We start from the raw sequence: 25,075 nt of genomic DNA, 5'->3' as shown, positions 1-25,075 counted from the left end.
TCTCACCCCCCCTCACAACGAGCTGGGTGTTTCCAACAGCTGCTCCCCCCCCGGCCAGCGCCGCCCTCCTCTGGGGGCCGGCCTCCCCGCCCCCCCCCGGGCTCAGCCCCTGGTCACGGGGCGAGGCACAACGTCACTTGTTGACGCAGGTGTTGCCGAAGGCGGGGTTCAGCACACCGACGACGGAGATCGTGTTGCCGCAGACGTTCACCGGCACCGCGACCGGCACCTGAATGACGTTGCCGGAAACGACGCCCGGGGAGTGCACGGCGGCACCCTGAGCACCCGTGCTAGCCGCGGCCAGGCCCGCGCCCGCGAGAACCAGCCCACCGGTGGCAGCCGCAGCGGCGACGACCTTCTTGATCATTATTCCTCCTTGTTGGCAATGCGATCACAAGTAGCTGATCGCATCACCTGTAACGAGGAGGAACTAATAGGGCTACGACCCTATGAGCGCGTTCACCCTCCCTGGTCACATCCAGTACGTCTGGACGATTTTCAGGACGCGTCGATGAACCGGTCGAGCACCCGGACCCCGAATTGCAGACCGTCCACCGGCACCCGCTCGTCGACGCCGTGGAACATGCCCGCGAAGTCCAGCTCCGGCGGCAGCTTCAGCGGGGCGAAGCCGAAGCCCCGGATGCCGAGGTCGTCGAAGGACTTGGCGTCGGTGCCGCCGGAGAGCATGTAGGGGATGGCCTTCGCGGCGGGGTCCTCGGCGACCAGCGCGGACTGCATCGCCGCGACGAGCGCCCCGTCGAAGCCCGTCTCGACGGCCTTGTCGGCGTGCACGTCCTCGCGCCTGACCTTGGGGCCAAGGATCTTGTCGAGGTCGGCGAGGAACTCCTCCTCGAAGCCGGGCAGGAAGCGGCCGTCGACATGGGCGGTGGCCTCGCCGGGGATGACGTTGACCTTGTAGCCGGCGCCGAGCTGAGTGGGGTTGGCCGTGTTGCTGAGGGTCGCGCCGATGAGCTTGGCGATGCCGCCGAGCTTGGCGAGGGTGCCCTCCATGTTCTCCGGGTCCAGCTCGGTGCCGAGGGCGTCGCCGAGCTCGTCGAGGAAGGCCCGGGTGGTCTTGGTGACCCGCACCGGGAACTTGTGCCGGCCGAGGCGGGCGACCGCCTCCGACAGCTCGGTGATCGCGTTGTCCCGGTGGATCATCGACCCGTGTCCGGCCGTACCGGCCACGGTCAGCTTCATCCAGTGGATGCCCTTCTCGGCCGTCTGGATCAGATAGAGCCGCCGCTCCTCGCTCACGGTGAACGAGAACCCGCCCACCTCGCTGATCGCCTCGGTGACGCCCTCGAAGAGGTCCGGGTGCTTGTCGACGAGGAACCGGGCGCCGTACTTGCCGCCGGCCTCTTCGTCGGCGAGGAACGCGAGCACGATGTCCCGCGGGGGCCTGCGCCCGCTGCGCAGCCGGTCGCGTACGACCGCCAGGGTCATCGCGTCCATGTCCTTCATGTCGACGGCCCCGCGCCCCCACACGCACCCGTCCGCGACCTCGCCGGAGAAGGGGTGGTGGGTCCAGTCGTCGGCGTTGGCCGGTACGACGTCGGTGTGTCCGTGGATCAGCAGCGCGGGCCGGGACGGATCCTCGCCCTCGATCCGCGCCACGGTGGAGGCGCGGCCCGGGTGGGACTCGAAGATCTTCGGTTCGAGCCCCACCTCGGCGAGCTTCTCGGCGACGTACTCGGCCGCCTTGCGCTCACCGGGACCCGAGTGGTCGCCGTAGTTGCTGGTGTCGATCTGGATCAGCTCGCGGCAAAGGTCCACGACCTCGTCCTCGCCGGTGATACCCCTGGCCGTGTCCGTCTCGCTCACGCTGCTTCCTCCCGCACTGTCACTGCTGGTGGGTCCCCCTCATCCTCCCCCTCCGCCCGGCCCCGCCCAAGACCGGCCGCGCCCCGTCACATGCCGTTCACGCCACGACGGGGGGTGATCGGGGCACCCTTCGAAGCCTGGTAATGTTTCCTCTGTCGCCGCGAGGGAAACCCCGCGCGACAGACACCTTGTCCGGGTGGCGGAATGGCAGACGCGCTAGCTTGAGGTGCTAGTGCCCTTTATCGGGCGTGGGGGTTCAAGTCCCCCCTCGGACACTTGAAAGTGCGAGGGCCGTGACCGTGAGGTCGCGGCCCTCGCTCATTGTGTGGGGGATGTCTCGTTCCGTAGAAGATCACCAGGTCAGGGCCTGTTCCGGCGGTGAGCCGGTGGCCCCGATCGGCTGGTTCGAGTGGCATGTCGAAGTGCCCGAACCTAGCGTCGTACTAAAATTTCCGGCTTGTTACGGAGCTGGAGCCGGACAACCCCAGGCAAACCTGCGGGCCCGCCAGCGCCCCGGAGGCTTCCGGGATCGAGACGCGAGGACCGGATGGCAGCCATACACGAGAGCGAAGCTCTCGGCCTGCTCGACGAAGAGCTGAGCGCAGAGATCCACCAGCAGTTCGGTGACCGGGCACGTTTCTCCGGAGGTCCGGCGGCCTCCCCTCGCACACTCGTCGATGTCTTCGAGGCGTCCGTGCGGTCGTATCCGGACGAGCCGGCGCTGGACGACGGCACCACCTCCCTCACCTACCGCGCGCTGGCCGTCGAGGTCGCGCGGCTGCGGCGCGAGCTCGCCGCGGCAGGGGTCGGGCTCGGCGACCGGGTCGGGGTCCGGGTGCCGTCCGGGACCAATGATCTCTACGTGGCGATCCTCGCCGTGCTCGCGGCCGGTGCCGCCTATGTGCCGGTCGACGCCGAGGACCCGGACGAGCGGGCCGAGCTGGTGTTCGGGGAGGCGGATGTACGGGCCGTGATCGGAGCCGGGCACGAGATCGCGGTGCACGGTGTCTCCGAGGCGCCCGCCGGCCGTCCCGGTGTGGAGCACGACGCGTGGATCATCTTCACGTCCGGTTCCACCGGGAAGCCGAAGGGTGTCGCCGTCTCGCACCGCAGTGCCGCCGCGTTCGTGGACGCCGAGGCCGCGCTGTTCCTCACCGAGGAGCCGATCGGGCCCGGGGACCGGGTCATGGCGGGTCTTTCGGTCGCGTTCGACGCGTCCTGCGAGGAGATGTGGCTGGCCTGGCGGTACGGCGCCTGTCTGGTGCCGGTGCCGCGTTCGCAGGTCAGGAGCGGTGCCGATCTCGGGCCGTGGCTGGTCGAGCAGGAGATCACCGTGGTGTCCACGGTGCCCACGCTGGCCGCGCTCTGGGAGCCGGAGACCCTCAACGACGTACGGCTGCTGATCTTCGGCGGTGAAGCCTGTCCGCCCGAGCTGGCGCAGCGGCTGGTGACCGAGGGCCGCGAGGTCTGGAACACGTACGGGCCGACCGAGGCGACCGTCGTGGCCTGTGCGGCGCTGATGAGCGGCGAGGAGCCGATCCGGATCGGGCTGCCGCTGGACGGCTATGAGCTGGCCGTCGTGGACGAGGCCGGGGAGCCGGTGCCGATGGGCGGCAGTGGGCAGCTCGTCATCGGCGGTGTGGGGCTCGCGCGGTATCTCGACGCCGAGAAGGACGCGGAGAAGTACGCGCCGCTGGAGTCGCTGGGCTGGGAGCGGGCGTACCGCAGTGGTGACCTGGTCAAGGCGGAGCCGGAGGGGCTAGTGTTCCTCGGGCGGGCCGACGAGCAGATCAAGCTCGGGGGGCGGCGGATCGAGCTCGGTGAGGTGGATGCCGCGTTGCAGGCGCTGCCGGGGGTGGCCGGTGCGGCCGCGGCCGTGCGGACCGCTCGCAGCGGGAATCAGCTGCTCGTCGGGTACGTCGTCACACAGGACGGCTGGGACCAGGCCGTGGCCGTCGAGAAGCTGCGGGCCGAGCTGCCCGCCGCGCTCGTTCCGCTGCTCGCGCCGGTCGACGACCTGCCGACCCGCACCTCGGGCAAGGTGGACCGGGCCGCGCTGCCGTGGCCCCTGGAGGGGCTGGAGACCGGCGGTCCGGCCGAGCAGCTCTACGGCACCGAGGCGTGGCTGGCGGAGCAGTGGACCGCGGTGCTCGGCATCCCCGTGAGCAGCGCGTCCGACGCGTTCTTCGCGATCGGCGGCAGCAGTCTGGCCGCCGCGCAGCTGACGACGCGGCTGCGGACCCGCTATCCGAGCGCGGCCGTCCTGGACATCTACCAGCAGCCGGTGCTGCGCAAGCTGGCCCGGCACCTGGAGGAGTCCGCGCACGACGACGGGGCGGAGCGGATCATCGCGCCGGTGCCCGGGCGGGCGCAGCTGATCCAGGTTCTGCTTCTTGTTCCGCTGTTCACGGTGCTGGGCCTGCGCTGGACGGTCGCGCTGGCCGCCCTGGGCAATGTGCTGCCCGCCTACGCGTGGCTGCCGACGGCGCCCTGGTGGCTCCTGGCGGTCGGGGCGCTCGCCCTGTTCAGCCCGCCGGGGCGGCTGGCGCTGGCCGCCGGTGGTGCGCGGCTGCTGCTGAAGGGGGTGAAGCCCGGACGGTACGAGCGTGGTGGCAGCGTGCACATGCGGCTGTGGACCGCCGAGCGGCTCGCCGAGTTCAGTGGGGCGACCTCGCTGACCGGGGCCTGGCTGGAGCGGTACGCGCGGGCGCTGGGCGCGAAGATCGGATCCGACGCCGACCTGCACTCGCTGCCGCCGGTCACCGGGCTGCTGAAGCTGGGCCGGGGCGCGGCCGTCGAGTCCGAGGTGGATCTGTCCGGGTACTGGCTGGACGGGGACCGACTGGAGATCGGCGCGGTGAAGGTGGGCGCGCATGCCGTCGTCGGCACGCGCAGCATGCTCTTCCCGGGTGCCCGGGTCGGCAAGCGGGCCGAGGTGGCGCCCGGGTCGGCGGTCACCGGGCAGGTTCCGACCGGTCAGCGGTGGGCGGGCGCGCCCGCGGTCAAGCTGGGCAAGGCCAAGCGCAACTGGCCCAAGGAGCGGCCGCGGCGCGGGACGTACTGGCGGGTGATGTACGGGCTCACGGGCCTCGCGCTCAGCGCGCTTCCCGTGGTGGCCGGGGCGGCCGCGTTCCTCGTGGGCCGGGAGCTCTTCACGCCGGACGCGCCTCTGACGGGAGCCGCGCTGGCGCTGGTACCGGCGACGCTCGCCTTCGGGCTGGCGTATGCCGTGCTGCTGCTGGTCTCGGTGCGGCTGTTGAGCCTGGGGCTGCGCGAGGGGACGTATCCGACGCACAGCAGGGTCGGCTGGCAGGCGTGGACGGTCACGCAGCTGATGGACCGCTCGCGCGAGACGCTGTTCCCGCTGTACGCCGGGCTGGTCACGCCGGTGTGGCTGCGGCTGCTCGGGATGCGGATCGGCAAGGGCGCCGAGGTGTCGACGGTGCTGGCGCTGCCCAGTCTGACCAGGGTCGGTGAGGGCGCGTTCCTGGCCGACGACACGCTGACCGCGCCGTACGAGCTCGGTGGTGGCTGGATGCGGATCGGGCGAGCGGAGATCGGGCGGCGGGCCTTCCTCGGGAACTCGGGGATGACGGCGCCCGGTCGGACCGTGCCCGACGGCGGGCTTGTCGGCGTGCTGTCGGCGACGCCGAAGAAGGCGAAGAAGGGCACGTCGTATCTGGGGCTGCCGCCGGTGAAGCTGCCCCGCAGTGCCGCCGGCGGCGACCAGAGCCGGACGTACGATCCGTCGGCGCGGCTGCTGTGGGCGCGCGGGCTGGTGGAGCTGTGCCGGATCGTGCCGGTGTTCTGCTCGGCGGGGATCGCGGTGCTGACGGTGGCGGCGCTGTGTGCGCTGGGGGGCTGGGCGCCGCTGCTGTCCGGGTTGGTGCTGCTGGGGGCCGGGGTCGTGGCGGGGCTGGTGTCCGTCGTGGCCAAGTGGCTGCTCGTGGGTCGGCATCACAGCGGGGAGCATCCGCTGTGGTCGTCCTTCGTGTGGCGCAATGAGCTGGCCGACACCTTCGTGGAGGTGCTGGCCGTGCCGTGGCTGGCGGGTTCGGTGCCGGGTACGCCGGTGATGACGGCGTGGCTGCGGGGGCTGGGCGCACGGATCGGAAAGGGCGTCTGGGTGGACAGCTACTGGCTGCCCGAGACCGATCTGGTGACACTGGAGGACGCCGCCACCGTGAATCGGGGCTGTGTGCTCCAGACGCACCTCTTCCACGACCGGATCTTGCGGACGGATACTGTGGTCCTCCGTGAGGGCGCGACGCTGGGTCCTGGCGGGATCGTTCTGCCCGGCAGCGCGATCGGGGCCCGTACGACGCTGGGTCCCGCGTCGCTCGTGATGGCGGCGGAGTCGGTCCCCGACGACACCCGTTGGCTCGGCAATCCGATCGAGGCATGGCGTCCCTGAGCGCGGCCCACTCGGGGCCGGAGAGCGGTGGGCCGGCACGAAGTGGCATCAGTACGGCGCAGGGAGCACAGACAGCAGTGGCAGTTCAGCAGGCGGCGGGCGCGGACCCGTACTTCCCGGAGCACGGCGATCCCCGCTACCGGGTGCACCGGTACGAGCTGGCGCTGGACTACCGCCCGGGCCCGAACCGGCTGTCGGGGACGGCCCGGATCAACGCGATCGCGGGGCGCTCGCCGCTCACCGAGTTCGTGCTGAACCTGGCCGACTTCAAGATCGGGCGGGTCCGGCTGGACGGACGGCAGCCGCACTACACGCATCGCGGCGGCAGGCTGCGGGTGCGCCCCGCCAAGCCGATCCGGGCCGGGGCGGCCTTCACCGTCGAGGTGCACTGGTCGGGCAACCCCAAGCCGGTGAACAGCCCCTGGGGCGGGATCGGTTGGGAGGAGCTGGAGGACGGGGCGCTGGTGGCGAGCCAGCCGATCGGGGCGCCGTCGTGGTACCCGTGCAACGACCGGCCCGCCGACAAGGCGTCGTACCAGATCTCGATCACCACGCCGTCGGCGTACGCGGTGGTGGCGGGCGGTCGGCTGCTGACCCGGACGACGAAGGCGAGCACGACCACCTGGGTCTACGAGCAGGCCGCGCCGACGTCCAGCTATCTGGTCGGGCTGTCGATCGGGAAGTACCAGACGGTGCTGCTTGGCGACCCGGGGCTGGGCGGGGTGCCGCAGCACGGGCACATCCCGGCGCATCTGCTGGGCGACTTCTCGCGGGACTTCGCGCGTCAGCCGCAGATGATGGACGTCTTCCAGGAGCTGTTCGGGCCGTACCCGTTCGACGAGTACGCGGTCGTGGTGACCGAGGAGGAGCTCGATGTGCCCGTCGAGGCACAGGGGTTGTCGCTGTTCGGCGCCAACCATGTGGACGGGGCGCGTGGTTCGGAGCGGCTGGTGGCGCACGAGCTGGCCCATCAGTGGTTCGGCAACAGCGTGTCCATCGCGGACTGGCGGCACATCTGGCTGAACGAGGGGTTCGCGAAGTACGCGGAGTGGCTGTGGTCGGAGCGCTCGGGCGGGCGTACGGCGCAGCAACTGGCCGCCATCGCGCACCGGTTGCTGGCGTCGCAGCCACAGGATCTGCGGCTGGCGGATCCGGGCCGGAAGTCGATGTTCGACGACCGGCTCTACGAGCGGGGCGGGCTCGTCCTGCACGCGGTGCGCTGTGCGCTGGGCGACATCGCCTTCTTCCGCATGCTGCGCAGCTGGGGCCCGCTGCACCGGGGCGGCACGGTGACGACCAAGGCCTTCGTCTCCCATGTGGCCCGCTTCGCGAGCGAGCCGGTGGACGAGCTGTTCGAGGCGTGGGTGTACGGGGCGGCGCTGCCGCCGCTGCCCGGGGCCGAGACGCGGGCGGCGGGCTAGCACAATGGCAGGCATGACCACGCGTTCCTGCCCGTGCGGGCTGTCCAAGCCGTACGGCGAGTGCTGCGGCCGTTTCCACGCGGGTGCGGCCGCCGCGCCGACCGCGCAGGCGCTGATGCGGTCGCGGTACAGCGCGTTCGTCAAGGGCGATGTCGCGTATCTGCTGCGCACCTGGCATCCGAGGACGCGGCCGGCGCGGCTGGAGCTCGATCCGGGGATGCGGTGGACCGGGCTGGAGATCCTGGACGCGACGGACGGTTCGGCGTTCCACGCCACGGGGACGGTGACCTTCCGGGCCTCGTTCCGGGGCGGGTCGCTGCATGAGCGGAGCCGGTTCGAGCGGGTCGACGGGGCGTGGGTGTACGTGGACGGCGAGTTCCCGGACCAGTAGGGCTACGGCGCCAGGATGTCCAGTTCCTGAAGGGCCCCCACCGTGATCTCCCGGGTCAGGTGTTCCGCCCGGGCGGCGTCGCCCGCGCGGACCGCCTCCGCCACCTGGACGTGGAGGGTCACGGCGGCCGGGTCGGGGTCCTCGAACATGATCTCGTGGTGGGTGCGGCCGGTGAGGACCTCGGCCACCACGTCGCCGAGGCGGGCGAACATCTCGTTGCCGGAGGCGTTCAGGATGGCGCGGTGGAAGGCGATGTCGTGGACGAGGTAGCCCTCCAGCTGGTGGCCGCGGGAGTTGGCGACCATCCCGAGGGCGCACTCGGTGAGTTCGGCGCACTGGTCGGCGGTGGCGTGCTTGGCGGCCAGGCCGGCCGCGGCCGGCTCGATCGCCGAGCGCAGCACGGTCAGTGAGCGCAGCTGCTGGGGGCGGTCGGCGCCCGCCAGACGCCAGCGGATGACCTGGGGGTCGTAGACGTTCCACTCGGCCTTGGGGCGCACCGTGACGCCCACGCGGCGGCGGGACTCGACCAGGTGCATGGACTCCAGGACCCGCACCGCCTCGCGCATCACCGACCGCGACACCTCGAAGCGCTGCGCCAGCTCGTCCGTGCGCAGGACGCTGCCGGGCGGATACTCGCCCGCGGTGATCGCGGGGCCGAGGGTCTCCAGTACATGGCCGTGCAGCCCCCGGCCCGGTGTGCTCATGCACTCAGCGTACGGGGCAGATCACGGGAACAAAAAGTCAGACTTATTCATCACAGCCTCTTGAATTCGTCGTACCTAATGGGTTTCAGTTGCGTCGGCGTCCCCGGACGCCGTGTGTCGACGGAGACAGCAGACAGTGAGGCAGCGATGAACTCCCCCCATGTCGTCGTGGTCATGGGCGTCGCGGGCACCGGCAAGACCACCATCGGTCCCCTGCTCGCGGCCCGGCTCGGCGTCCCGTACGCCGAGGGCGACGACTTCCACCCGCAGGCCAACATCGCCAAGATGTCGGCCGGCACCCCGCTCGACGACGCGGACAGGTGGCCGTGGCTGGACGCCATCGGCGCCTGGGCGGACGGGCGGGCCGGGCTCGGCGGGGTGGTCAGCTGCTCGGCGCTGAAGCGGTCGTACCGGGACCGGTTGCGGGCCACCGCACCCGGGGTCGTGTTCGTGCACCTCACCGGTGACCGGGCCCTCGTGGAGGACCGGATGTCGCACCGGCAGGGGCACTTCATGCCGACCGCGCTGCTGGACTCCCAGTTCGCCACCCTTCAGCCGCTCCAGCCGGACGAGGCCGGAGTCGCCGTGGATGTCGCCGGCGGCCCGGAGGAGATCACCGAACGGGCCGTCGAAGCACTGAACGCGCTGCCCGGCACCGGCACCGGCACACCGCGGTAGTCCCCTTCCGGGCACCCACCCCCGAGTCACCACCCCCCACGCGTCCCCCATCCCCGTACCTGCAAGGGAACCCCCGTGACCAGACTCAGCGTCGAGATGCTGGCAGCGGACCCGGTCGAGCCCATCACCTCGGCCGGCCACGCTCAGCTGGGCGTCGCCGTCCTGGCGGGCATCGCCGTCATCGTCCTGCTCATCACCAAGTTCAAGCTCCACGCGTTCCTGTCGCTGACCCTCGGGTCGCTGGCGCTCGGCGCGATCGCCGGGGCGCCGCTCGACAAGGTCATCGTCAGCTTCACCACCGGGCTCGGCACCACGGTCGCCGGCGTGGGCGTGCTGATCGCCCTCGGCGCGATCCTGGGCAAGATGCTCGCCGACTCGGGCGGCGCCGACCAGATCGTCGACACCATCCTCGCCAGGACCGGCGGCCGTTCGATGCCGTGGGCGATGGTGCTGATCGCCTCGGTGATCGGTCTGCCGCTGTTCTTCGAGGTCGGCGTCGTGCTGCTGATCCCGGTCGTGCTGATGGTCGCCAAGCGCGGCAACTACTCGCTGATGCGCATCGGCATCCCCGCCCTGGCCGGTCTGTCCGTGATGCACGGCCTGGTCCCGCCGCACCCCGGCCCGCTGGTCGCGATCGACGCCATCGGCGCCGACCTGGGGGTCACGCTGGCGCTCGGCGTCCTCGTCGCGATACCGACCGTGATCATCGCCGGCCCGCTGTTCTCGCGGTACGCGGCGCGCTGGGTGGACGTCCCGGCTCCCGAGCGGATGCTGGCCGCGATCGAGGGTTCCGCCCAGGACCCCGCGCAGCGCGGGACCAAGGACCCGCAGAAGCGGCCCGCCTTCGGGGCCACGCTGGCCACGATCCTCCTCCCCGTCGTCCTGATGCTCTCCAAGGCGCTGGTCGACATCGTCATCGACGACCCCGAGAACACCGTCCAGCGGGTCTTCGACGTCATCGGCTCGCCGCTGATCGCCCTGCTCGCCTCCGTGCTCGTCGGCATCTTCACGCTGCTCAGGCCCGCCGGGTTCGGCAAGGAGCGGATCTCGCCGCTGGTCGAGAAGAGCCTCGCGCCCATCGCGGGCATCCTGCTGATCGTGGGTGCGGGCGGCGGCTTCAAGCAGACGCTGATCGACACGGGCGTGGGCCAGATGATCCTCGAAATCTCCGAGGACTGGTCGATCCCGGCACTGCTGCTGGCCTGGCTGATCGCGGTGGCGATCCGTCTCGCGACGGGCTCTGCGACGGTGGCCACGGTCTCGGCGGCCGGTCTGGTCGCCCCGCTCGCGGCCGACATGTCGACCACCCACGCGGCCCTGCTGGTCCTCGCCATCGGCGCCGGCTCGCTCTTCTTCAGCCATGTCAACGACGCCGGATTCTGGCTGGTCAAGGAGTACTTCGGCCTGAACGTCGGCCAGACCATCAAGACCTGGTCCGTCATGGAGACGATCATCTCGGTCGTCGCCGGCGGTGTGGTCCTCCTCCTCTCGCTGATCATCTAGGGACACCGGGACAGGGATACGACGATGACGGCTCACCCCCTCTTCGACATCGGCGGCCGCACAGCCCTGGTCACCGGCTCCAGCCGGGGCATCGGCCATGCGCTCGCCCGCGGTCTGGCGGAGGCCGGCTGCACGGTGGTCCTCAACGGACGGGACGGCGAACGCCTCACCGAGGCCGCCGCCGGACTCAGGGCCGCCGAGCTGCCCGGCGCCGTCCACACGGCCGCGTTCGACGTGACCGACAGCGCCTCCGTGGCCGCCGGGATCGCGGACGTCGAGGAGCGGGTGGGCCCGCTCGACATCCTGGTCAACAACGCGGGCATGCAACTGCGCGCGCCGCTCCTGGAGTTCACCGACTCCGACTGGCACCGCATCCTGGACACCAATCTGACCAGCGCCTTCCTCGTCGGCCGTGAGACGGCCCGGCGGATGACGGAGCGCGGTCACGGAAAGATCGTCAACATCTGCTCCCTGCAGAGCGAGGTGGTCCGCCCCGGCATCGCGCCCTACGCCGCCACCAAGGGCGCGCTGAAGATGCTCACCAAGGGCATGTGCGCGGACTGGGGCCCGTACGGCGTCCAGGTCAACGGCATCGGCCCCGGCTACATCGAGACCGAGCTGACCGGGCCCCTCGTCCGGGACGAGGAGTTCAGCGCCTGGGTGCGCCGCCGCACCCCGGCCGGCCGCTGGGGCCGTACCGAGGACCTGGTGGGCGGAGTGCTGTTCCTCGCCTCTCCGGCCGCGGACTTCGTCAGCGGGCAGGTGCTGTACGTCGACGGCGGAATGACCAGCGTGCTGTGAAGGAGGCCTCGGGGATGCTCGGTTGTGTGATCCACGGTGCGGGCGACCTGCGGGTCGAGGAGGTGCCCCCGCGGGCACCCGGCCCCGGGCAGGCGCTGGTCGCCGTGCGCTACGGCGGCGTCTGCGGCTCCGACCTGCACTACTGGCGGCACGGCGGGGTCGGCGACTTCCGGCTGAGGGAGCCGATGGTGCTCGGCCACGAGGTGGTCGGGACGGTCGTCTCCTACGGCTCCGGAGCGTCGGGTCCGCCTCCCGGTATGGCCGTCGCGGTGCACCCGGCGACGCCCTGCGGGGTCTGCCCCGAGTGCGCGGACGGACGGCGCAACGTCTGCCGCGACACCCGCTACCTCGGCAGCGCGGCCCGCTTCCCGCACGTACAGGGCGGGTTCGCCGACCGACTGACCGTCCCCGCCGACCAGTTGCGCCCCCTCCCGCCCGGCCTTGACCTGCGGCGCGCCGCCCTCGCCGAGCCGCTGTCCGTCGCCCTGCACGCCGTGCGGCGGGCCGGTGCGGTGGCCGGGCGGCACGTCCTGGTCACCGGCGCCGGTCCGATCGGGTGCCTGGTGGTCGCGGCGGCGAAGGCGGCGGGGGCCGCGCGGGTCACGGTGACGGACCTGCTGCCCGCGGCCCTGCGGTACGCGCGGATCGCGGGCGCCGACACCCTCGTACGCGCCGACGACCCGGACGATGCCGGGTGGCCTTCCGAAGTGGACGTGGCGATCGAGGCGTCCGGCGTGGCTGCCGGGTTGGACACCTGTCTGCGGCTGGTGCGGCGCGGTGGTGTCGTGGTCCAGCTGGGGATGCTGCCGCCGGGGAGGAGCCCGTTCGCGGGGAACCTCGTCGTGAGCCGGGAGATCGAGGTGCGGGGGGCGTTCCGGTTCGACGGGGAGTTCGACGGGGCGCTGGAACTGCTCGCGACGGAGGGGTTGTTCGACGGGCTGGTGAGTGCGGTGGTGCCGGTGCGGGACGCGGAGTCGGCGTTCGAACTGGCGGCGGACCGAAACCGGTCGTGCAAGGTGCTGCTGGACTTCGGGGGCTGAGGGCCGGGGGCTTAGGGCCGGGGGCTGTGGCCGCTGGCCGCTGGCCGCTGGCCGCTGGCCGCTGGCCGCTGGCCGCTGGGGGAACGAGATGCCCCGTACCTGAAATCACTCTGACGATCACTCAAACCGGCTTCCCCCAACCGCACCCCCGGCCTGATGATGAGGAAACCTCCGGGGGCCGCCGCAGCCGTCCGGGGCCGGAAACATCGGGGGGCGTCATGGCGGTTTCCCTCGGGATGCGTATCTCGGGGCTGCTCGTCGTAGGGGCGGTGGCGGTGGCAGCCGCCGCCTTCACCGGTGACGGTGGCGGGCCGGCGGACAACAGGGGCGGCGGAAGCAGCATCGTCACCACCGGCCCCTCTGACGGCGCCCGAGGGCTGCCGACCGGTCCGGCGAGCGGCTCCACTCCCCCGGTACGACCGTCGGCGGACGGCCACATCGGCGCGCCCGCACCCACCGCTGCGCCGAGCGCGACCCGGGACGGAACGGCGAGTGCGAGCCCGGCTGCCGCACCCAGCCCCACCATGACCCGTAAGTTCCTCGACGCCCCCGCCTGGCTCCCGCCCGGCCCCGACTCGCCGAATCTGGACGGCACTTCGGACCCGGCGAGCGTGTACGACCTGCTCCGCGACCCGGCCAAGTGCCGGAACGCCCTGAGCGTGATCCCCCGGACGCCGACCGCCGACGGCGACGGCGACGGCGACGGCGACGGCGACTGGACGGTGATGCGTGGCCTGGCCGCCGCCTGTCTGGCCGTGCAGGGCGAGGGCGGCAGCTGGGAACAGGCGGCACGGGACCATGCCGCACTGGCGGAGGGGGCCGGCTCCTGCAAGGGGCGCGCCGCGTACGCCGTGCTGGGCGGGCTGCTCGACTTCCACCGGCGGCATCCCGGCGACACCGTGCGGCTGAAGGCCCCGTCCGGCGGTACACCGGCGTGCGGCTACCGGATCGCCGGGGTGGACACGGGCGGCGACGGTACGGCGAAGCCCGGTGACACGATCGGGATCGAGCTGGCCGACCCGTACTTCGACGAGGCCGAACTGCTGCGGGCCGGGAGCGTGAGCATCGGCGGGCAGCAGGTGGCCATGGTGTCCGTGCCGGTGTCCGCACCGGGGTCGGCTTCCGTGACCGCTCCGGGGTCGGCTCCGGCCTCCACTCCGGCATCCGCTCCGAACGCGGAATCGGGCGGGCCGCTGGTGCTGTCAGCCGTCGTACCGGCGCTGGAGCCGGGCCCGGTCGAGGTGGTCGTGCGTTACGCCGACGCCGAGGTGCGTCTGCCCGCCGCGTTCACGGTGGCCGCTCCCGACGTGATCCCGGATCCGAACGCGACGTCGGTGTCGTCGCTCGGCGTCTTCCAGGAGCCGGTAGCCGCCTCAGTGCCGCCACAGCGAGTGCTCCCGCTCGGCCCACTCCCGGCTCACCAACCCGGTCCGCATACCCCGGCGGGACTCCGGGTCCCCCAGTGCCATGCCGATGTGGCCCGCGAGGACGATGCCGATGGTGAGCGCCAGCCAGTCGTGGACGAAGGTCGCGCTGGTGCGCCAGACCAGGGGTGTGAGGTGGGTGAACCACATCATCAGGCCGGTGCCGAGCATCACCAGCGTGGCGCCCGCGATCCAGGCCGCGTAGATCTTCTGGCCGGCGTTGAACTTGCCCGCCGGACGCGACGAGTGCCGCTTGTCCCGGCGCAGGGCGGCGCGCAGCCAGCTGCGGTCGTGCGGGCCGAAGCGGTTGAGGAAGCCCAGGTCGGCGCGGAACAGGCGGGAGGCGAGGCCGGCCAGGACGGGCACCGGCAGGGCGAGGCCGGCCCACTCGTGGACGCGGACCACCAACTCGCGGCGGCCGACGAGTTCGGCGAGCTGCGGGATGTACAGACAGGCCGCGGTCACCACGCACACGCCCATCAGCACGGCCGTCGTACGGTGCACCCAGCGGGTGGCCAGGCCGAAGCGCCGGACGCCCGTGGCCGGGCCGGGGGCGTCAAGTCGTAGGCTCATCGTCGCGTCCGTTCGAGCGGCCGACCCAGGCGTCGACGTCGTAGCCCCGTTCCTCCCAGTAGCCCGGCTTCACGTCCTTGGTGACGGTGATACCGGAGAGCCACTTGGCGGACTTGTAGAAGTACATCGGCGCCACATAGAGGCGTACCGGGCCGCCGTGGGCGTGGCCGAGGTCCTTGTCCTGCATGCGCAGGGCGACGAGGACGTCCGCGCGGCGGGCCTGGTCGAGGGTGAGGCTCTCGGAGTACGCGCCGTCGAAGCAGGTGAAGCGCACCGCCCCGGCCCCCTCGCGCACCCCCGCGGCGTCGAGCAGCCGGGACAGACGCACGCCCTCGAACGGTGTGTGCGGGACCCGCCAGCCGGTCACGCACTGGACGTCGCGCACCATCCGGGTCTGCGGCAGCGCGCGCAGGTCGGCGAGCGTGTATGTCCGGGGGCGGTCGACCAGGCCGTCGACGGTGAGGCGGTAGGTGGTGGTGTCCTTGCGGGGTACGGAGGAGGTCACCGAGTAGTAGCGGAAGCCGCCGCCGTTGGGCAGCAGGTCCGTGAGACCGGTGGGGTCCTTGTCGGACGCGCTCGCGAGGAAGGACTCCAGGCCGCGTTGCAGGGTGGGCGCGGTGACCACGCCGAGGGCGCCCAGGCCGAGGGTGCCGAGGAGGACGCGGCGGCCGATGGGTTTGCCCTTCGCCTCGGCCTCTGCTTCGGCCCTCTCCTCGCCCTCTGCTTCGGGGGGTTCGGGCTGTTCGGACTGTTCGGGGTTCACCGTTTCATTCGAACACCCGCGACCCGGCCGGGGCCAGGAATCGCGGGTGCCCGTCAGAGTTCCGTAATCGCCTCTTACTCCTCTACGGAGTTTCCGTCGCCGCCTTGTCCAGCTGGAACGCCTCGTTGCCGAGCCCGATGCGGGCGTGCCGCTCGGGGGCGCGGGAGCGCAGGAGCAGGCCCTGCACCAGGCCGGCGGCCAGGGCGAGGGCGATCACGGCGGGCAGCGCCCAGCTCAGGGCGGAGCCGGAGCCCGCCCCGATCAGGACGTCGAAGTCCTTGACGGTGTAGACGACGATGAACAGCAGCGCGAGGACGGAGAGCGCGGAGGCGGCCAGCCGCCAGAACTGGGCCGCCGCTGCCCCGCGGCGGACGAAGAAGACGACGACCGAGGCCGAGGCGGCGGCCATCAGCGCGGCCACGCCCAGCGCGCCCAGGCTGCCCATCCAGGTGAACAGGTGCAGGACCGGTGCGGTCGGGTCGCCAGCCGGCTTGTCGTCGGTGAGCGCGAAGGCGGCGACGACCACGATCGAGATCCCGGTCTGCAGCAGCGAACCCGTGCCGGGGGCGCCGCTCGCGCCGCTGGTACGGCCGAAGGCGCCGGGCAGCAGGCCCTCGCGGCCCATGGCGAAGGCATAGCGGGCGACGACGTTGTGGAAGCTGAGCATCGCCGCGAACATGCCGGTCACGAACAGCACGTGCAGGACGTCGGTGAAGCCGGTGCCGAGGAGATCCTCGGTGAGGAAGAACAGCAGGCCGGCGCTCTGTTCCTGGGCGGTGCCGACGATCGCCGAGGGGCCGGCGGCGACGGTGTACGCCCAGCAGCTGATCGTGTAGAACACCGCGATGCCGCCGATGGCCAGGAACATCACGCGGGGCACGAGGACATGCGGGCGACTGGTCTCCTCGGCGTAGACGGGCGCCTGCTCGAAGCCGAGGAAGGCGGCGACGCAGAAGCACAGGGCGGTGCCTATGCCCGCGCCGGTGAGGGTGTCCGGGTTGAAGGCGTGCAGCGACAGGCCCTCCTTGGCGGGGTCGGCGATCGCGGCGACGTCGAAGACGACGACGAGGGCGACCTCGATGATCAGCAGGACGCCGAGTACGCGCGCGTTGAGGTCGATCTTGAGCCAGCCGAGGGCGCCGACCAGGAGCACGGCGAGGAGCGCCGGTATCCACCAGGCGACCTCCGTGTCCAGGTAGGTGGCGAACAGGCCGGAGACCTCGAAGCCGAAGATGCCGTAGATGCCGACCTGGAGGGAGCTGTAGGCGACCAGCGCGACCATCGCGGCGCCGGCGCCGGCCGTGCCGCCGAGGCCGCGGGAGATGTACGCGTAGAAGGCGCCCGCGTTGTGGACGTGCCGGCTCATCTCGGCGTACCCGACGCTGAACAGGGCGAGGACGAGGCCGAGGATCACGAAGAGCAGCGGCTGGCCGAGGACACCCATCACCCCGAAGGTCGTGGGCATGACACCCGCGACGACCATCAGAGGGGCGGTGGCGGCGAGCACCGACAGCAGCAGGCCCGCGGTACCCAGCCGGTCGGCGCGCAGAGCGCGGTCCTCGCCCTTGAACGTACTGATCCCTCCGCCGCCCGCGGAGACTCTGCTCGTACTGGAACTGCCCGTCGTCATGAGAGACCGTCCTTTGTCGGGTGGGGGTGGGGGTGGGGGTACGCGGTCGGGTGTGCGGCTCTGGCATGCAGGTCGGGTCGGTGCTGTCGCGTTGCGACGGGGCCGTTGCGTCGAGTCGGCGCCGTTGTGTCGGGTCGCGGCCGGCACGTCGAGTCTGGGCCGTTGCGTCGGGCCGGCCCCGTCCCGTCGGCTCGGCTTCGCTGCGTCGCGACGGAGCCGTTGCGTCGCGTCGATGCCGTCACGTCGAGTCGCTCCTGTCACGTCGGGTCGGCGCCGTCACGTCGTGCCGAGTGCGGTGTCTCGGGCCGTGCGGAAGGCGGCGTAGGCGTCGTGGTCCGGGTAGGACCACGGTGACGGGGTGGCGTGGTCGCCGATGCGGTGGAACAGGGCGGCGGCCTCGGCGCCGCGGCCCTCGCAGACCTTGGCGTGGGCGAGGAAGTTCAGGTCGATCAGGCGGCGCGGGTGGCCTTCCTGCTCCCACTCCAGCCACCAGTCGAAGGCGGCCCGCATCACCTGCCGGGCCCGGCGTCCGGTCCAGTGCCCGGAGGCGGCGGCGTCCCGCGGTTCGTGCCCGGCCGCCGCGAGGACGCGGTAGCGCTCGGCGTGGGCGATGACCGGGAGGATGGCGAGCGGGGAGTCGGCGGGGGCGCGCTCGGCGGCGGCGTTGGCGAAGTCGTAGACCTCGTGGAGCGGGTCGGGGCCGGTGCCGGACCGGTGCTCGGCGAGTCTCGCGACCATCAGGTGGTGGGCGTGGTGATGGTCGGCGTACCGGGCGCGGACCTCGGCGAAGAGGCTGCGTACCGCCTCCTCGGCGCCCACCGCGCTCTCCAGCATGAGCAGGCCGAGCCAGGGGGTGGGGTCGGCGGGTGCGAGCTCGGCGGCGGTGCGGCAGGACTCGCGGGCACGGACCGGTTTCTCCTTGCCGCGCAGGGCCCGCCGCACCTGGGCGAGGGCGAGCAGGACGGCGGCGTCGACGGAGTCGGGTTCGGCGAGCAGCCAGTCGCGGGTCCAGGCGGCGCAGTACGGCTCCTGGGCGAGGACGGTGACGCGGTGCCCTCGGCAATCCCAGTCGTCGCCGGTGCGGGCGAGCAGCGAGCGGGCCGACTGCCACCGGCCCTGGGCCAGCGCGGTGCGGGCGGCGGTGAGCTCGGCGTCGTCGAGGGCCGGGTCGAAGGCGTGGGTTGCACGCTTCCGGCCGCGGCCGAGGGGTGGCGGAGGTGGGGGCACCGTTTTGGGTTCTGTCGGGGGATGTGTGGGGACAGTCATCGAACGATCACGCACAGCAAACCCGCAGCCAATGGTTCACGTCAAGGGCCGCCAGGGTGTTACACGCGTCAACTCGCGTTACTGGTGGGACAGTTGAGGCATTCAACCTGACCGCAATGTCGGATTTGTTCGGACTGTGTGGCGTACGTCATGGCGCAGCCGGGGCGGGCACCTGACGATGGTGGGACGCGCATGCCGGGCCCAGGGCCGCTACAGTCGGCCTTTACGCACCCCGTCCCCCTCCCCCGGCAGGATGATCGAGGTACGCAGCGTGTCGCTTCAGATCCTGATACTCGCCGTCACGGCTGCGTGCTGCCTGGGCTTCGGCTTCGTCCTCCAGCAGAACGCGGCCCAGCGGGCCCCGCTGAGCGACTTCCTCTCGCCCCGGATCCTCCTCGACCTGATGAAGATGCCGCGCTGGCTGGGCGGCATCGGCCTGATGGTGGTCGGTATGGCGCTCGGCGCGATGGCGCTGGGCCAGGGTGAGATCTCGCTGGTGGAGCCCCTGCTCGCGACGAACCTGCTGTTCGCGCTGATGCTCTCCCGCCGCCAGACCAAGCAGCCCCTGGGCCGCCAGGGCTGGACGGGCCTCGCGCTGCTCGCGGGCGGTGTGACGGCGTTCATCGTGGCCGGACAGCCGACCGGCGGCACGGCCACCGACAACCCGCTCCGGCACTGGCTGATCATCGGCCTCATGATCGGGGTGGCCCTGCTGCTCACCGGGTACGCCAAGCGCTCCCGGCTCAGCTCGGGCCCGGCCCTGCTGGCGACGGCCGCCGGTCTCCTCTACGGCGTGCAGGACGCGCTGACCCGTGTGACCGGGCAGCGTTTCGCCGAGGGCGGCATTACGGAGGTCCTGACCGGCTGGCAGCCGTACGCCGTGGTGGCGCTCGGCCTGACCGGGCTGGTCCTGGTGCAGAGCGCGTTCGAGACGGCGTCCCTGCGGATGTCCCTGCCCGCCCTGACCGCCGCCCAGCCGCTGGCCGGCATCGCCTGCGGCGTGGGCTTCCTCGGCGACCGTCTGCGCACCGACGCCGGCGCCCTGGCGTGGGAGTCGGCGGGCCTCGCCGGGATCGTGGTGGGCATCATCCTGCTCGGCACGCATTCGGCGATGCCGTGCGGCGTGACGCAGCCGCGGCGGACGGCCCCCGCTCTCCAGACGCCCTGACCCCGGACAGCCGCCGCGCCCCCAGACGCCCCGGCCCCGGACGCCCCAACCTCGGACTCCCCTGGCTCGGACTCCCCTGGCTCGGACGCCCCGCCCTCAAGGGCCGCCCTGCTTGGATGGCCCCATGAGCTCTGCTGACGAGATCCTCGACATCGTCGATGAGGACGACCAGGTCGTCGGACAGTCCCCGCGCGGCGAGGCGTACGCCAAGGGGCTGCGCCACCGCTGTGTCTTCATCGAGGCCCGGGACGCGCAGGACCGCCTCTTCGTACACCGCCGCACACCCACCAAGCTGGTGTTCCCCTCGCGCTACGACATGTTCGTCGGCGGAGTGGTCGGCGCGGGCGAGTCGTACGACGCCGCCGCGCTGCGCGAGGCCGAGGAGGAACTCGGCGTGACCGGCCTCCCCCGCCCCACCTTCCTCTTCAAGTTCCTGTACGACGACGGCGCCGGGCAGACCTGGTGGTCGGCGGTGTACGAGGTGCGCTGCGAGCTGCCGGTGAGCCCCCAGGTGGAGGAGGTCGCCTGGCACGACTTCCTGCCCGAGGCCGAGCTGGAGCGCCGGCTGCCGGAGTGGGCGTGGGTGCCGGACGGGCTGGCGGCGTACGAGCGGCTCAGGGCGCACCGGGAGCCCCGCTCGTCCACCGGCTGACCGAACAACCGGCACCGGCTCGTCCACCCCTGGCCCTCCGGCTGACCGAACCCCGGCGGGCGGCACCGACAGCGCCCCCCGAACGCCGCCCGGATAGGGTCGTTCATGTGATCGAGTTCGTACGAAACGTCCGACTGTGGTTCGAGCCGCAGCAGATCCGACAGGAGGGCGGCACCCCCGACTACCGGTTCTCGCTGGCGAACGAGCGCACCTTCCTGGCCTGGCTGCGGACCGCGCTCGCGCTCATCGGCGGCGGCTTCGCGGTGGACCAGTTCCTGCCGGACCTGCGCTGGGGCTGGCGGGTCGGGCTGGCGCTCGCGCTGCTGGCGGCGGGCGTGCTGTGCTCGTTGCGCGCGGTCAATCACTGGGTGCGCTGCGAGCGGGCGATGCGCCAGGGCGAGGATCTGCCGGTGTCACGGTTCCCGGCGGTGCTGAGTCTCGTGGTCGCGGTGGTGGCCGTCGGGATGGTCGTCGTCGTACTCGTCGGGTGGGAGGGGTGAGCGCCGGGGCGGCCGCCGGGCCGGTGCGGGATCCGGGGCTGCAGCCCGAGCGGACACGGCTGGCGTGGCGTCGTACGACACTGTCCGGCACCGTGGCCGCCGTGCTCGCCATGAAGACCGCCCTGCACGGCAGGTTCTCGGTGGTCGGAGTGGTCGTCTGCGCCCTGTGCTGCGGGCTGTGGCTGGGGTTCCTGGCCCTCGCGCACCGCCGGATCCGCGTCCTCGCCGCGTCGGCCGAGCCCGCGGCGCTCGCGCCCCGGCATGCGACGGCCACCGTCCTGCTCACCGTGGCGCTGGCCGTGTGTGCCGCCGCCCTCGTCTTCTGATCTCCGGCCCCTGAGGAGGCTGCCCAGGCCGCCACGGTCGCCATGCCCCCGACCGCCACGGCCGACTCAGTACCGAGCCCGCGCTACTCCGAGCCCTGCCACAGCCCCTCAGGAGCCGCCGTCTCCTCCGCGGCCCAGTCCACCGTCACCACGATCTTGCCGCGGGTACGGCCCTCCTGGTTGAGCCGGTGGGCGTCGGCCGCCCGTTCCAGCGGGAACGTCTCCGAGACGTGCACGGACACCACCCCCTCCTCCGCCAGCTCGGACAGCCGCAGCAGGTCCTCCGTGTCGGGGCGGACGAAGTAGTAGCGGCCGCCGTAGTCGAAGACGTCCGGGTCGGCGATCGACACCAGACGCCCTTCGGGCGCCAGCAGGTTGGCGGAGGCCTTCAGCGCCTCGCCGCCGACCGTGTCGACCGCCGCGTCCACGCCCTCGGGCGCCAGCCCGCGCACCCGCTCGACCAGGCCGTCCCCGTACTCGACGGGTTCGCCGCCGAGGCCGCGTACGAAGTCGTGGTTGTGCGCACTCGCCGTACCGATGACACGGGCGCCCAGATGGCGGGCGAGCTGGACGGCGATCGAGCCCACCCCGCCGGCCGCGGCGTGCACGAGGACGGTCTCGTCGCGCTTGACCCGGAGCACCTTGAGCAGCACCTGGTAGGCGGTCAGCCCCACCAGCGGCAGCCCGGCCGCCTCCTCCCAGGTGAGGTTGCGGGGCTTGCGGGCGAGGGTGCGCACGGGGGCCGCGACGTACTCGGCGAAGGTGCCGCGGGAGAGGAAGTCCTCGCGTACGTAGCCGATGACCTCGTCGCCGACGGCGAACTCCGTGACGGACACACCGGGCTGAACGACGACGCCCGAGACGTCCCACCCGGGGACCACCGGGAAGGCGGCTTCCAGCATCCGGTCCATGTGGCCCTCGCGGCACTTCCAGTCGACCGGGTTGACCGCCGCCGCCCGCACCTTGACCAGCACCGAGTCGGGCCCGACCCGCGGGTCCTGCACATCCCCGTAGGCGAGCACGTCGGGGCCGCCGTAGCGTGCGTAGCTGATGCCCTTCATGGGTTCGACCCTCTGGGGTGGCGGGGCGCCACGCAAGCCCGAATGACCCGATATGCGCCGTTCGCGTGGCAGCCTGTCGACGTCACAAACCCGCCCCGAAGGTGAGCACCATGACGACCCTGCACGTGGAACACCCCGCCCACACACACGCCCACGGCCCCGCCTGCGGACACACCGCGGTGCCGCACGGCGACCACACCGACTACGCGCACGACGGCCACCTCCACCGTGAGCACTCCGGCCACTGGGACGAGTGCGAGTCGGACGGGCACGTCGCGCACGAGGGCCACAGCCATCAGCACGGCGCCGACTGCGGACACGAGAGCGTCCTGCACGGCGACCACGTGGACTACCTCCACGACGGCCACCGGCACGCCGCCCACGACGGCCACTGGGACGACCACTGAACCCATCGGTCTCACCGACGTCCCCGGCCTCACCAGCCCCGCCGGTTCGGCGTACTGGCCGAGAAGACACCACCGACAGCTCCCCGGCGTCCGGCGCGGGGAGCTGTCGGCCTATGGTGGCCCAGATCACGTTCGGCTTCCCCACTGGACTACATACCGACTGGTCGGCATCATGAGTCAGGTCCCGTTCACCTGCCCTTAGGAGCGCAGTATGAGCCCCGACCATCCGCCCGGACTCGACCTCGAACGGCTGCGTGGCCTGCTCGGGCGCGAGCGGCCCGGTCTGGCACAGGGTCCGCTGACCGGACGGCTGATCGAGGGTGGACGGTCGAACCTCACCTACGCGGTCTCCGACGGCACCTCGAAGTGGGTCGTACGGCGCCCCCCGCTCGGCCATGTCCTCGCCACGGCGCACGACATGAAGCGCGAGCACCGGGTCATCAGCGCCCTGCACCCGACGAACGTGCCGGTGCCGCGGCCGGTGCTGCTGTGCGAGGACGAGGAGGTGCTCGGGGCGCCGTTCTACGTCATGGAGTTCGTCGACGGCACCCCGTACCGCACCGCCGACCAGCTGGCCCTGCTCGGCCCGGAGCGCACCCGGGACGCGGTGCTGGCGCTGGTGGACACGCTGGTCGAGCTGCACGGCGTGGACCCCGCGTCGGTGGGCCTCGCGGACTTCGGCCGTCCCGAGGGCTTCCTGGACCGCCAGCTGCGCCGCTGGGGCAAGCAGCTGGACGCCTCCCGCAACCGCGAACTGGCCGGCATCGACGAACTGCACGCGACCCTCGGACGGCGGCTGCCGACCTCGCCCGCGCCGGCCGTCGTGCACGGCGACTACCGGCTCGACAACGTCCTCATCGGGGACGACGACAAGATCAAGGCGATCCTCGACTGGGAGATGTCGACGCTCGGCGACCCGCTCACCGACCTGGGGCTGCTGGTGATGTACAGCATGCCGCTGGGCATGGCGGACTCCCCGGTCTCCACGACCGCCCAGGCCCCCGGACACCCCGCGCCCGCGGAACTTGTCCAGCGGTACGCCGAACGCTCCGGGCGCGATGTCTCCGCGGTCTCCTGGTACACGGCGTTCGCCTGGTTCAAGCTCGCCGTGATCCTGGAGGGCATCCACTACCGCTACACGCTGGGCCAGACGGTCGGCCGCGGCTTCGACCGCATCGGCGACCTGGTCCCGGTCTTCATCGAGCACGGCCTCACCACCCTTCAGGAAGGCTGATCCGCCATGGACTTCGCGTTCGACGCACGCACCGAGGAACTGCGCGCCCGGCTGCTGGCCTTCATGGACGAGTACGTCTATCCGGCCGAGGCGGTCGCGGAGGAGCAGCGGGCCGCGCTGGCGTCCCCGTGGGACACGCCGGCCGTGGTCGGGGAGCTGAAGGCGGAGGCGCACAGGCAGGGCCTGTGGAACCTCTTCCTCCCCGACGCCGAGTACGGCGCCGGGCTCACCAACCTGCAGTACGCCCCGCTGGCCGAGATCACCGGCCGTTCCCCGCATCTGGCGCCCACCGCGACGAACTGCGCGGCGCCCGACACCGGGAACATGGAGGTGCTGACCCAGTTCGGCGACGAGCAGCAGAAGAAGCAGTGGCTGGAGCCGCTCCTCGCCGGTGAGATCCGCTCGGCGTTCGCGATGACCGAGCCGGACGTGGCCTCCTCGGACGCCACCAACATCACCACGCTCATCGAGCGGGACGGCGACGAGTACGTCATCACCGGCCGCAAGTGGTACATCTCCGGGGCGATGAACCCGGACTGCAAGATCTTCATCGTGATGGGCAAGACGGACCCGGACGGCGCCGACATCCGCCGCCAGCAGTCCATGATCCTGGTCCCCCGCGACACCCCGGGTGTCACGGTCAAGCGCGCGATGCAGGTCTTCGGCTACGAGGACCACTCCCACGGCGGCCACGCCGAGGTGGTCTTCGACCAGGCGCGGGTGCCGGCGGCCAACCTCATCGGCGAGGAGGGCGGCGGCTTCGCCATCGCGCAGGCGCGGCTCGGCCCCGGCCGGATCCACCACTGCATGCGGCTGATCGGCATGGCCGAGCGGGCGATCGAGCTGATGTGCCGCCGGGCCGCGTCCCGTACCGCGTTCGGCAAGGCGCTGGCCCAGCAGGGCGTGGTGCACAACTGGATCGCCGACGCGCGCGTGACGGTCGAGCAGCTGCGCCTGCTGGTGCTGAAGACCGCCTGGCTGATGGACACCGTCGGCAACAAGGGCGCCCACGCCGAGATCCAGGCCATCAAGATCGCCACGCCGCGTGCGGTGGTCGACATCCTCGACCGCGCGATCCAGCTGCACGGCGCGGGCGGCGTCAGCCAGGACTTCCCGCTGGCCGAGCTGTACGCCTCGGCGCGGACGCTGATGATCGCCGACGGCCCGGACGAGGTGCACCAGCGGTCGCTGGCGCGGCGGGAGTTGAAGAAGTACCTGTAACTGGACGTGGGGGGGTGTGGGGGGGGGGGCGGGGGGCCCGCCCGCGCACCACCCGACGAAAACTAAACAACAAC

At 71.9% G+C, this 25,075-nt stretch carries 23 protein-coding genes and 1 tRNA gene; 15 read left to right on the top strand and 9 right to left on the bottom strand.

The genetic code is table 11. The annotated features are described in order from the left end of the window. Nucleotides 1-133: 133 nt before the first annotated feature. Nucleotides 134-367, bottom strand: a complete 234-nt coding sequence (locus ACFWYS_RS21475; protein ID WP_384771106.1) for a chaplin — start codon at nt 365-367, stop codon at nt 134-136. Nucleotides 368-498: 131 nt separating this feature from the next. Then, a complete protein-coding gene (locus ACFWYS_RS21470; protein WP_384771103.1) occupies nt 499-1,824 on the bottom strand; it encodes a M20/M25/M40 family metallo-hydrolase in 1,326 nt (441 codons plus the stop codon). A 190-nt stretch (nt 1,825-2,014) separates the two neighbouring features. Here ACFWYS_RS21470 and ACFWYS_RS21465 point away from each other — a divergent pair. The 4 genes from ACFWYS_RS21465 (at nt 2,015) to ACFWYS_RS21450 (ending at nt 8,050) form a co-directional block, all read left to right on the top strand. Then, nucleotides 2,015-2,099 (top strand) — tRNA-Leu (locus ACFWYS_RS21465). Between the two features lie 272 nt (nt 2,100-2,371). Beyond that, nucleotides 2,372-6,238 carry a Pls/PosA family non-ribosomal peptide synthetase gene (locus tag ACFWYS_RS21460; protein ID WP_384771100.1) on the top strand — a complete coding sequence of 1,289 codons (3,867 nt, stop codon included), beginning with the start codon at nt 2,372-2,374 and terminating at the stop codon, nt 6,236-6,238. Nucleotides 6,239-6,315: 77 nt separating this feature from the next. Beyond that, nucleotides 6,316-7,659 carry a M1 family metallopeptidase gene (locus ACFWYS_RS21455; RefSeq protein WP_384771097.1) on the top strand — a complete coding sequence of 448 codons (1,344 nt, stop codon included), beginning with the start codon at nt 6,316-6,318 and terminating at the stop codon, nt 7,657-7,659. A gap of 13 nt (nt 7,660-7,672) precedes the next feature. Further along, entirely contained in the window at nt 7,673-8,050 is a 378-nt protein-coding gene (locus ACFWYS_RS21450) for a YchJ family protein (protein ID WP_384771094.1), read from the top strand. Nucleotides 8,051-8,052: 2 nt separating this feature from the next. Here ACFWYS_RS21450 and ACFWYS_RS21445 read toward each other — a convergent pair whose 3' ends face one another. After that, a complete protein-coding gene (locus ACFWYS_RS21445; RefSeq protein ID WP_384771091.1) occupies nt 8,053-8,754 on the bottom strand; it encodes a FadR/GntR family transcriptional regulator in 702 nt (233 codons plus the stop codon). A 147-nt stretch (nt 8,755-8,901) separates the two neighbouring features. Between ACFWYS_RS21445 and ACFWYS_RS21440 the strand changes: the two genes are divergently transcribed. The 4 genes from ACFWYS_RS21440 to ACFWYS_RS21425 all read left to right on the top strand — a co-directional run bounded on the left by ACFWYS_RS21440 (nt 8,902) and on the right by ACFWYS_RS21425 (nt 12,776). After that, nucleotides 8,902-9,432, top strand: coding sequence for a gluconokinase (locus ACFWYS_RS21440; protein WP_384771088.1), 531 nt, complete (start codon nt 8,902-8,904; stop codon nt 9,430-9,432). A 75-nt stretch (nt 9,433-9,507) separates the two neighbouring features. Continuing rightward, on the top strand, nt 9,508-10,935 hold the full coding sequence (locus ACFWYS_RS21435) for a GntP family permease (RefSeq protein ID WP_384771085.1): 1,428 nt from the start codon (nt 9,508-9,510) through the stop codon (nt 10,933-10,935). Between the two features lie 24 nt (nt 10,936-10,959). Then, nucleotides 10,960-11,736, top strand: coding sequence for an SDR family oxidoreductase (locus ACFWYS_RS21430; protein WP_384771082.1), 777 nt, complete (start codon nt 10,960-10,962; stop codon nt 11,734-11,736). Between the two features lie 14 nt (nt 11,737-11,750). Beyond that, nucleotides 11,751-12,776 carry an L-idonate 5-dehydrogenase gene (locus ACFWYS_RS21425; RefSeq protein ID WP_384771079.1) on the top strand — a complete coding sequence of 342 codons (1,026 nt, stop codon included), beginning with the start codon at nt 11,751-11,753 and terminating at the stop codon, nt 12,774-12,776. Between the two features lie 940 nt (nt 12,777-13,716). Here ACFWYS_RS21425 and ACFWYS_RS21420 read toward each other — a convergent pair. The 5 genes from ACFWYS_RS21420 to ACFWYS_RS21400 all read right to left on the bottom strand — a co-directional run bounded on the left by ACFWYS_RS21420 (nt 13,717) and on the right by ACFWYS_RS21400 (nt 18,393). Beyond that, nucleotides 13,717-13,932 (bottom strand): hypothetical protein, encoded by a 216-nt coding sequence (locus ACFWYS_RS21420; RefSeq protein WP_384771076.1) that lies wholly within the window; start codon nt 13,930-13,932, stop codon nt 13,717-13,719. A gap of 217 nt (nt 13,933-14,149) precedes the next feature. Continuing rightward, complete coding sequence (locus tag ACFWYS_RS21415) at nt 14,150-14,773, bottom strand: cytochrome b/b6 domain-containing protein (protein ID WP_384771074.1); 624 nt, start codon at nt 14,771-14,773, stop codon at nt 14,150-14,152. Further along, nucleotides 14,757-15,536 carry a molybdopterin-dependent oxidoreductase gene (locus ACFWYS_RS21410; protein WP_384771071.1) on the bottom strand — a complete coding sequence of 260 codons (780 nt, stop codon included), beginning with the start codon at nt 15,534-15,536 and terminating at the stop codon, nt 14,757-14,759. The genes ACFWYS_RS21415 and ACFWYS_RS21410 overlap by 17 nt, the downstream gene beginning before the upstream one ends. Nucleotides 15,537-15,618: 82 nt before the next feature. After that, nucleotides 15,619-17,166: an APC family permease gene (locus ACFWYS_RS21405; protein ID WP_384771068.1), complete on the bottom strand. Its 1,548-nt coding sequence runs from the start codon at nt 17,164-17,166 to the stop codon at nt 15,619-15,621. A gap of 276 nt (nt 17,167-17,442) precedes the next feature. Next, on the bottom strand, nt 17,443-18,393 hold the full coding sequence (locus ACFWYS_RS21400; protein WP_384771065.1) for a hypothetical protein: 951 nt from the start codon (nt 18,391-18,393) through the stop codon (nt 17,443-17,445). 310 nt (nt 18,394-18,703) lie between these two features. Between ACFWYS_RS21400 and ACFWYS_RS21395 the strand changes: the two genes are divergently transcribed. The 4 genes from ACFWYS_RS21395 to ACFWYS_RS21380 all read left to right on the top strand — a co-directional run bounded on the left by ACFWYS_RS21395 (nt 18,704) and on the right by ACFWYS_RS21380 (nt 21,078). Next, a complete protein-coding gene (locus ACFWYS_RS21395) occupies nt 18,704-19,600 on the top strand; it encodes a DMT family transporter (protein WP_384771063.1) in 897 nt (298 codons plus the stop codon). Between the two features lie 124 nt (nt 19,601-19,724). Beyond that, a complete protein-coding gene (locus ACFWYS_RS21390; RefSeq protein WP_384771059.1) occupies nt 19,725-20,252 on the top strand; it encodes an NUDIX domain-containing protein in 528 nt (175 codons plus the stop codon). Nucleotides 20,253-20,359: 107 nt separating this feature from the next. After that, on the top strand, nt 20,360-20,752 hold the full coding sequence (locus ACFWYS_RS21385) for a YidH family protein (protein WP_272116664.1): 393 nt from the start codon (nt 20,360-20,362) through the stop codon (nt 20,750-20,752). Then, on the top strand, nt 20,749-21,078 hold the full coding sequence (locus tag ACFWYS_RS21380; protein ID WP_384771056.1) for a DUF202 domain-containing protein: 330 nt from the start codon (nt 20,749-20,751) through the stop codon (nt 21,076-21,078). Before ACFWYS_RS21385 ends, ACFWYS_RS21380 begins: the two co-directional genes overlap by 4 nt. Nucleotides 21,079-21,161: 83 nt before the next feature. Here the strand turns inward: ACFWYS_RS21380 and ACFWYS_RS21375 are convergent, their stop codons facing one another. Then, nucleotides 21,162-22,139: an NADP-dependent oxidoreductase gene (locus ACFWYS_RS21375; protein WP_384771054.1), complete on the bottom strand. Its 978-nt coding sequence runs from the start codon at nt 22,137-22,139 to the stop codon at nt 21,162-21,164. A gap of 110 nt (nt 22,140-22,249) precedes the next feature. Between ACFWYS_RS21375 and ACFWYS_RS21370 the strand changes: the two genes are divergently transcribed. The 3 genes from ACFWYS_RS21370 to ACFWYS_RS21360 all read left to right on the top strand — a co-directional run bounded on the left by ACFWYS_RS21370 (nt 22,250) and on the right by ACFWYS_RS21360 (nt 25,001). After that, on the top strand, nt 22,250-22,546 hold the full coding sequence (locus ACFWYS_RS21370; RefSeq protein WP_384771051.1) for a hypothetical protein: 297 nt from the start codon (nt 22,250-22,252) through the stop codon (nt 22,544-22,546). A gap of 211 nt (nt 22,547-22,757) precedes the next feature. Beyond that, nucleotides 22,758-23,780 (top strand): phosphotransferase family protein, encoded by a 1,023-nt coding sequence (locus tag ACFWYS_RS21365; RefSeq protein ID WP_384771049.1) that lies wholly within the window; start codon nt 22,758-22,760, stop codon nt 23,778-23,780. 6 nt (nt 23,781-23,786) lie between these two features. Next, nucleotides 23,787-25,001: an acyl-CoA dehydrogenase family protein gene (locus ACFWYS_RS21360; RefSeq protein WP_384771046.1), complete on the top strand. Its 1,215-nt coding sequence runs from the start codon at nt 23,787-23,789 to the stop codon at nt 24,999-25,001. Nucleotides 25,002-25,075 lie beyond the last annotated feature (74 nt).

Origin of the sequence: Streptomyces sp. NPDC059010, assembly GCF_042740355.1 — a bacterium.
Lineage (GTDB): Bacteria > Actinomycetota > Actinomycetes > Streptomycetales > Streptomycetaceae > Streptomyces.
The sequence above is the reverse complement of the archived record's forward strand: the minus strand, read 5'-3'. Positions and strand labels throughout refer to the sequence as shown.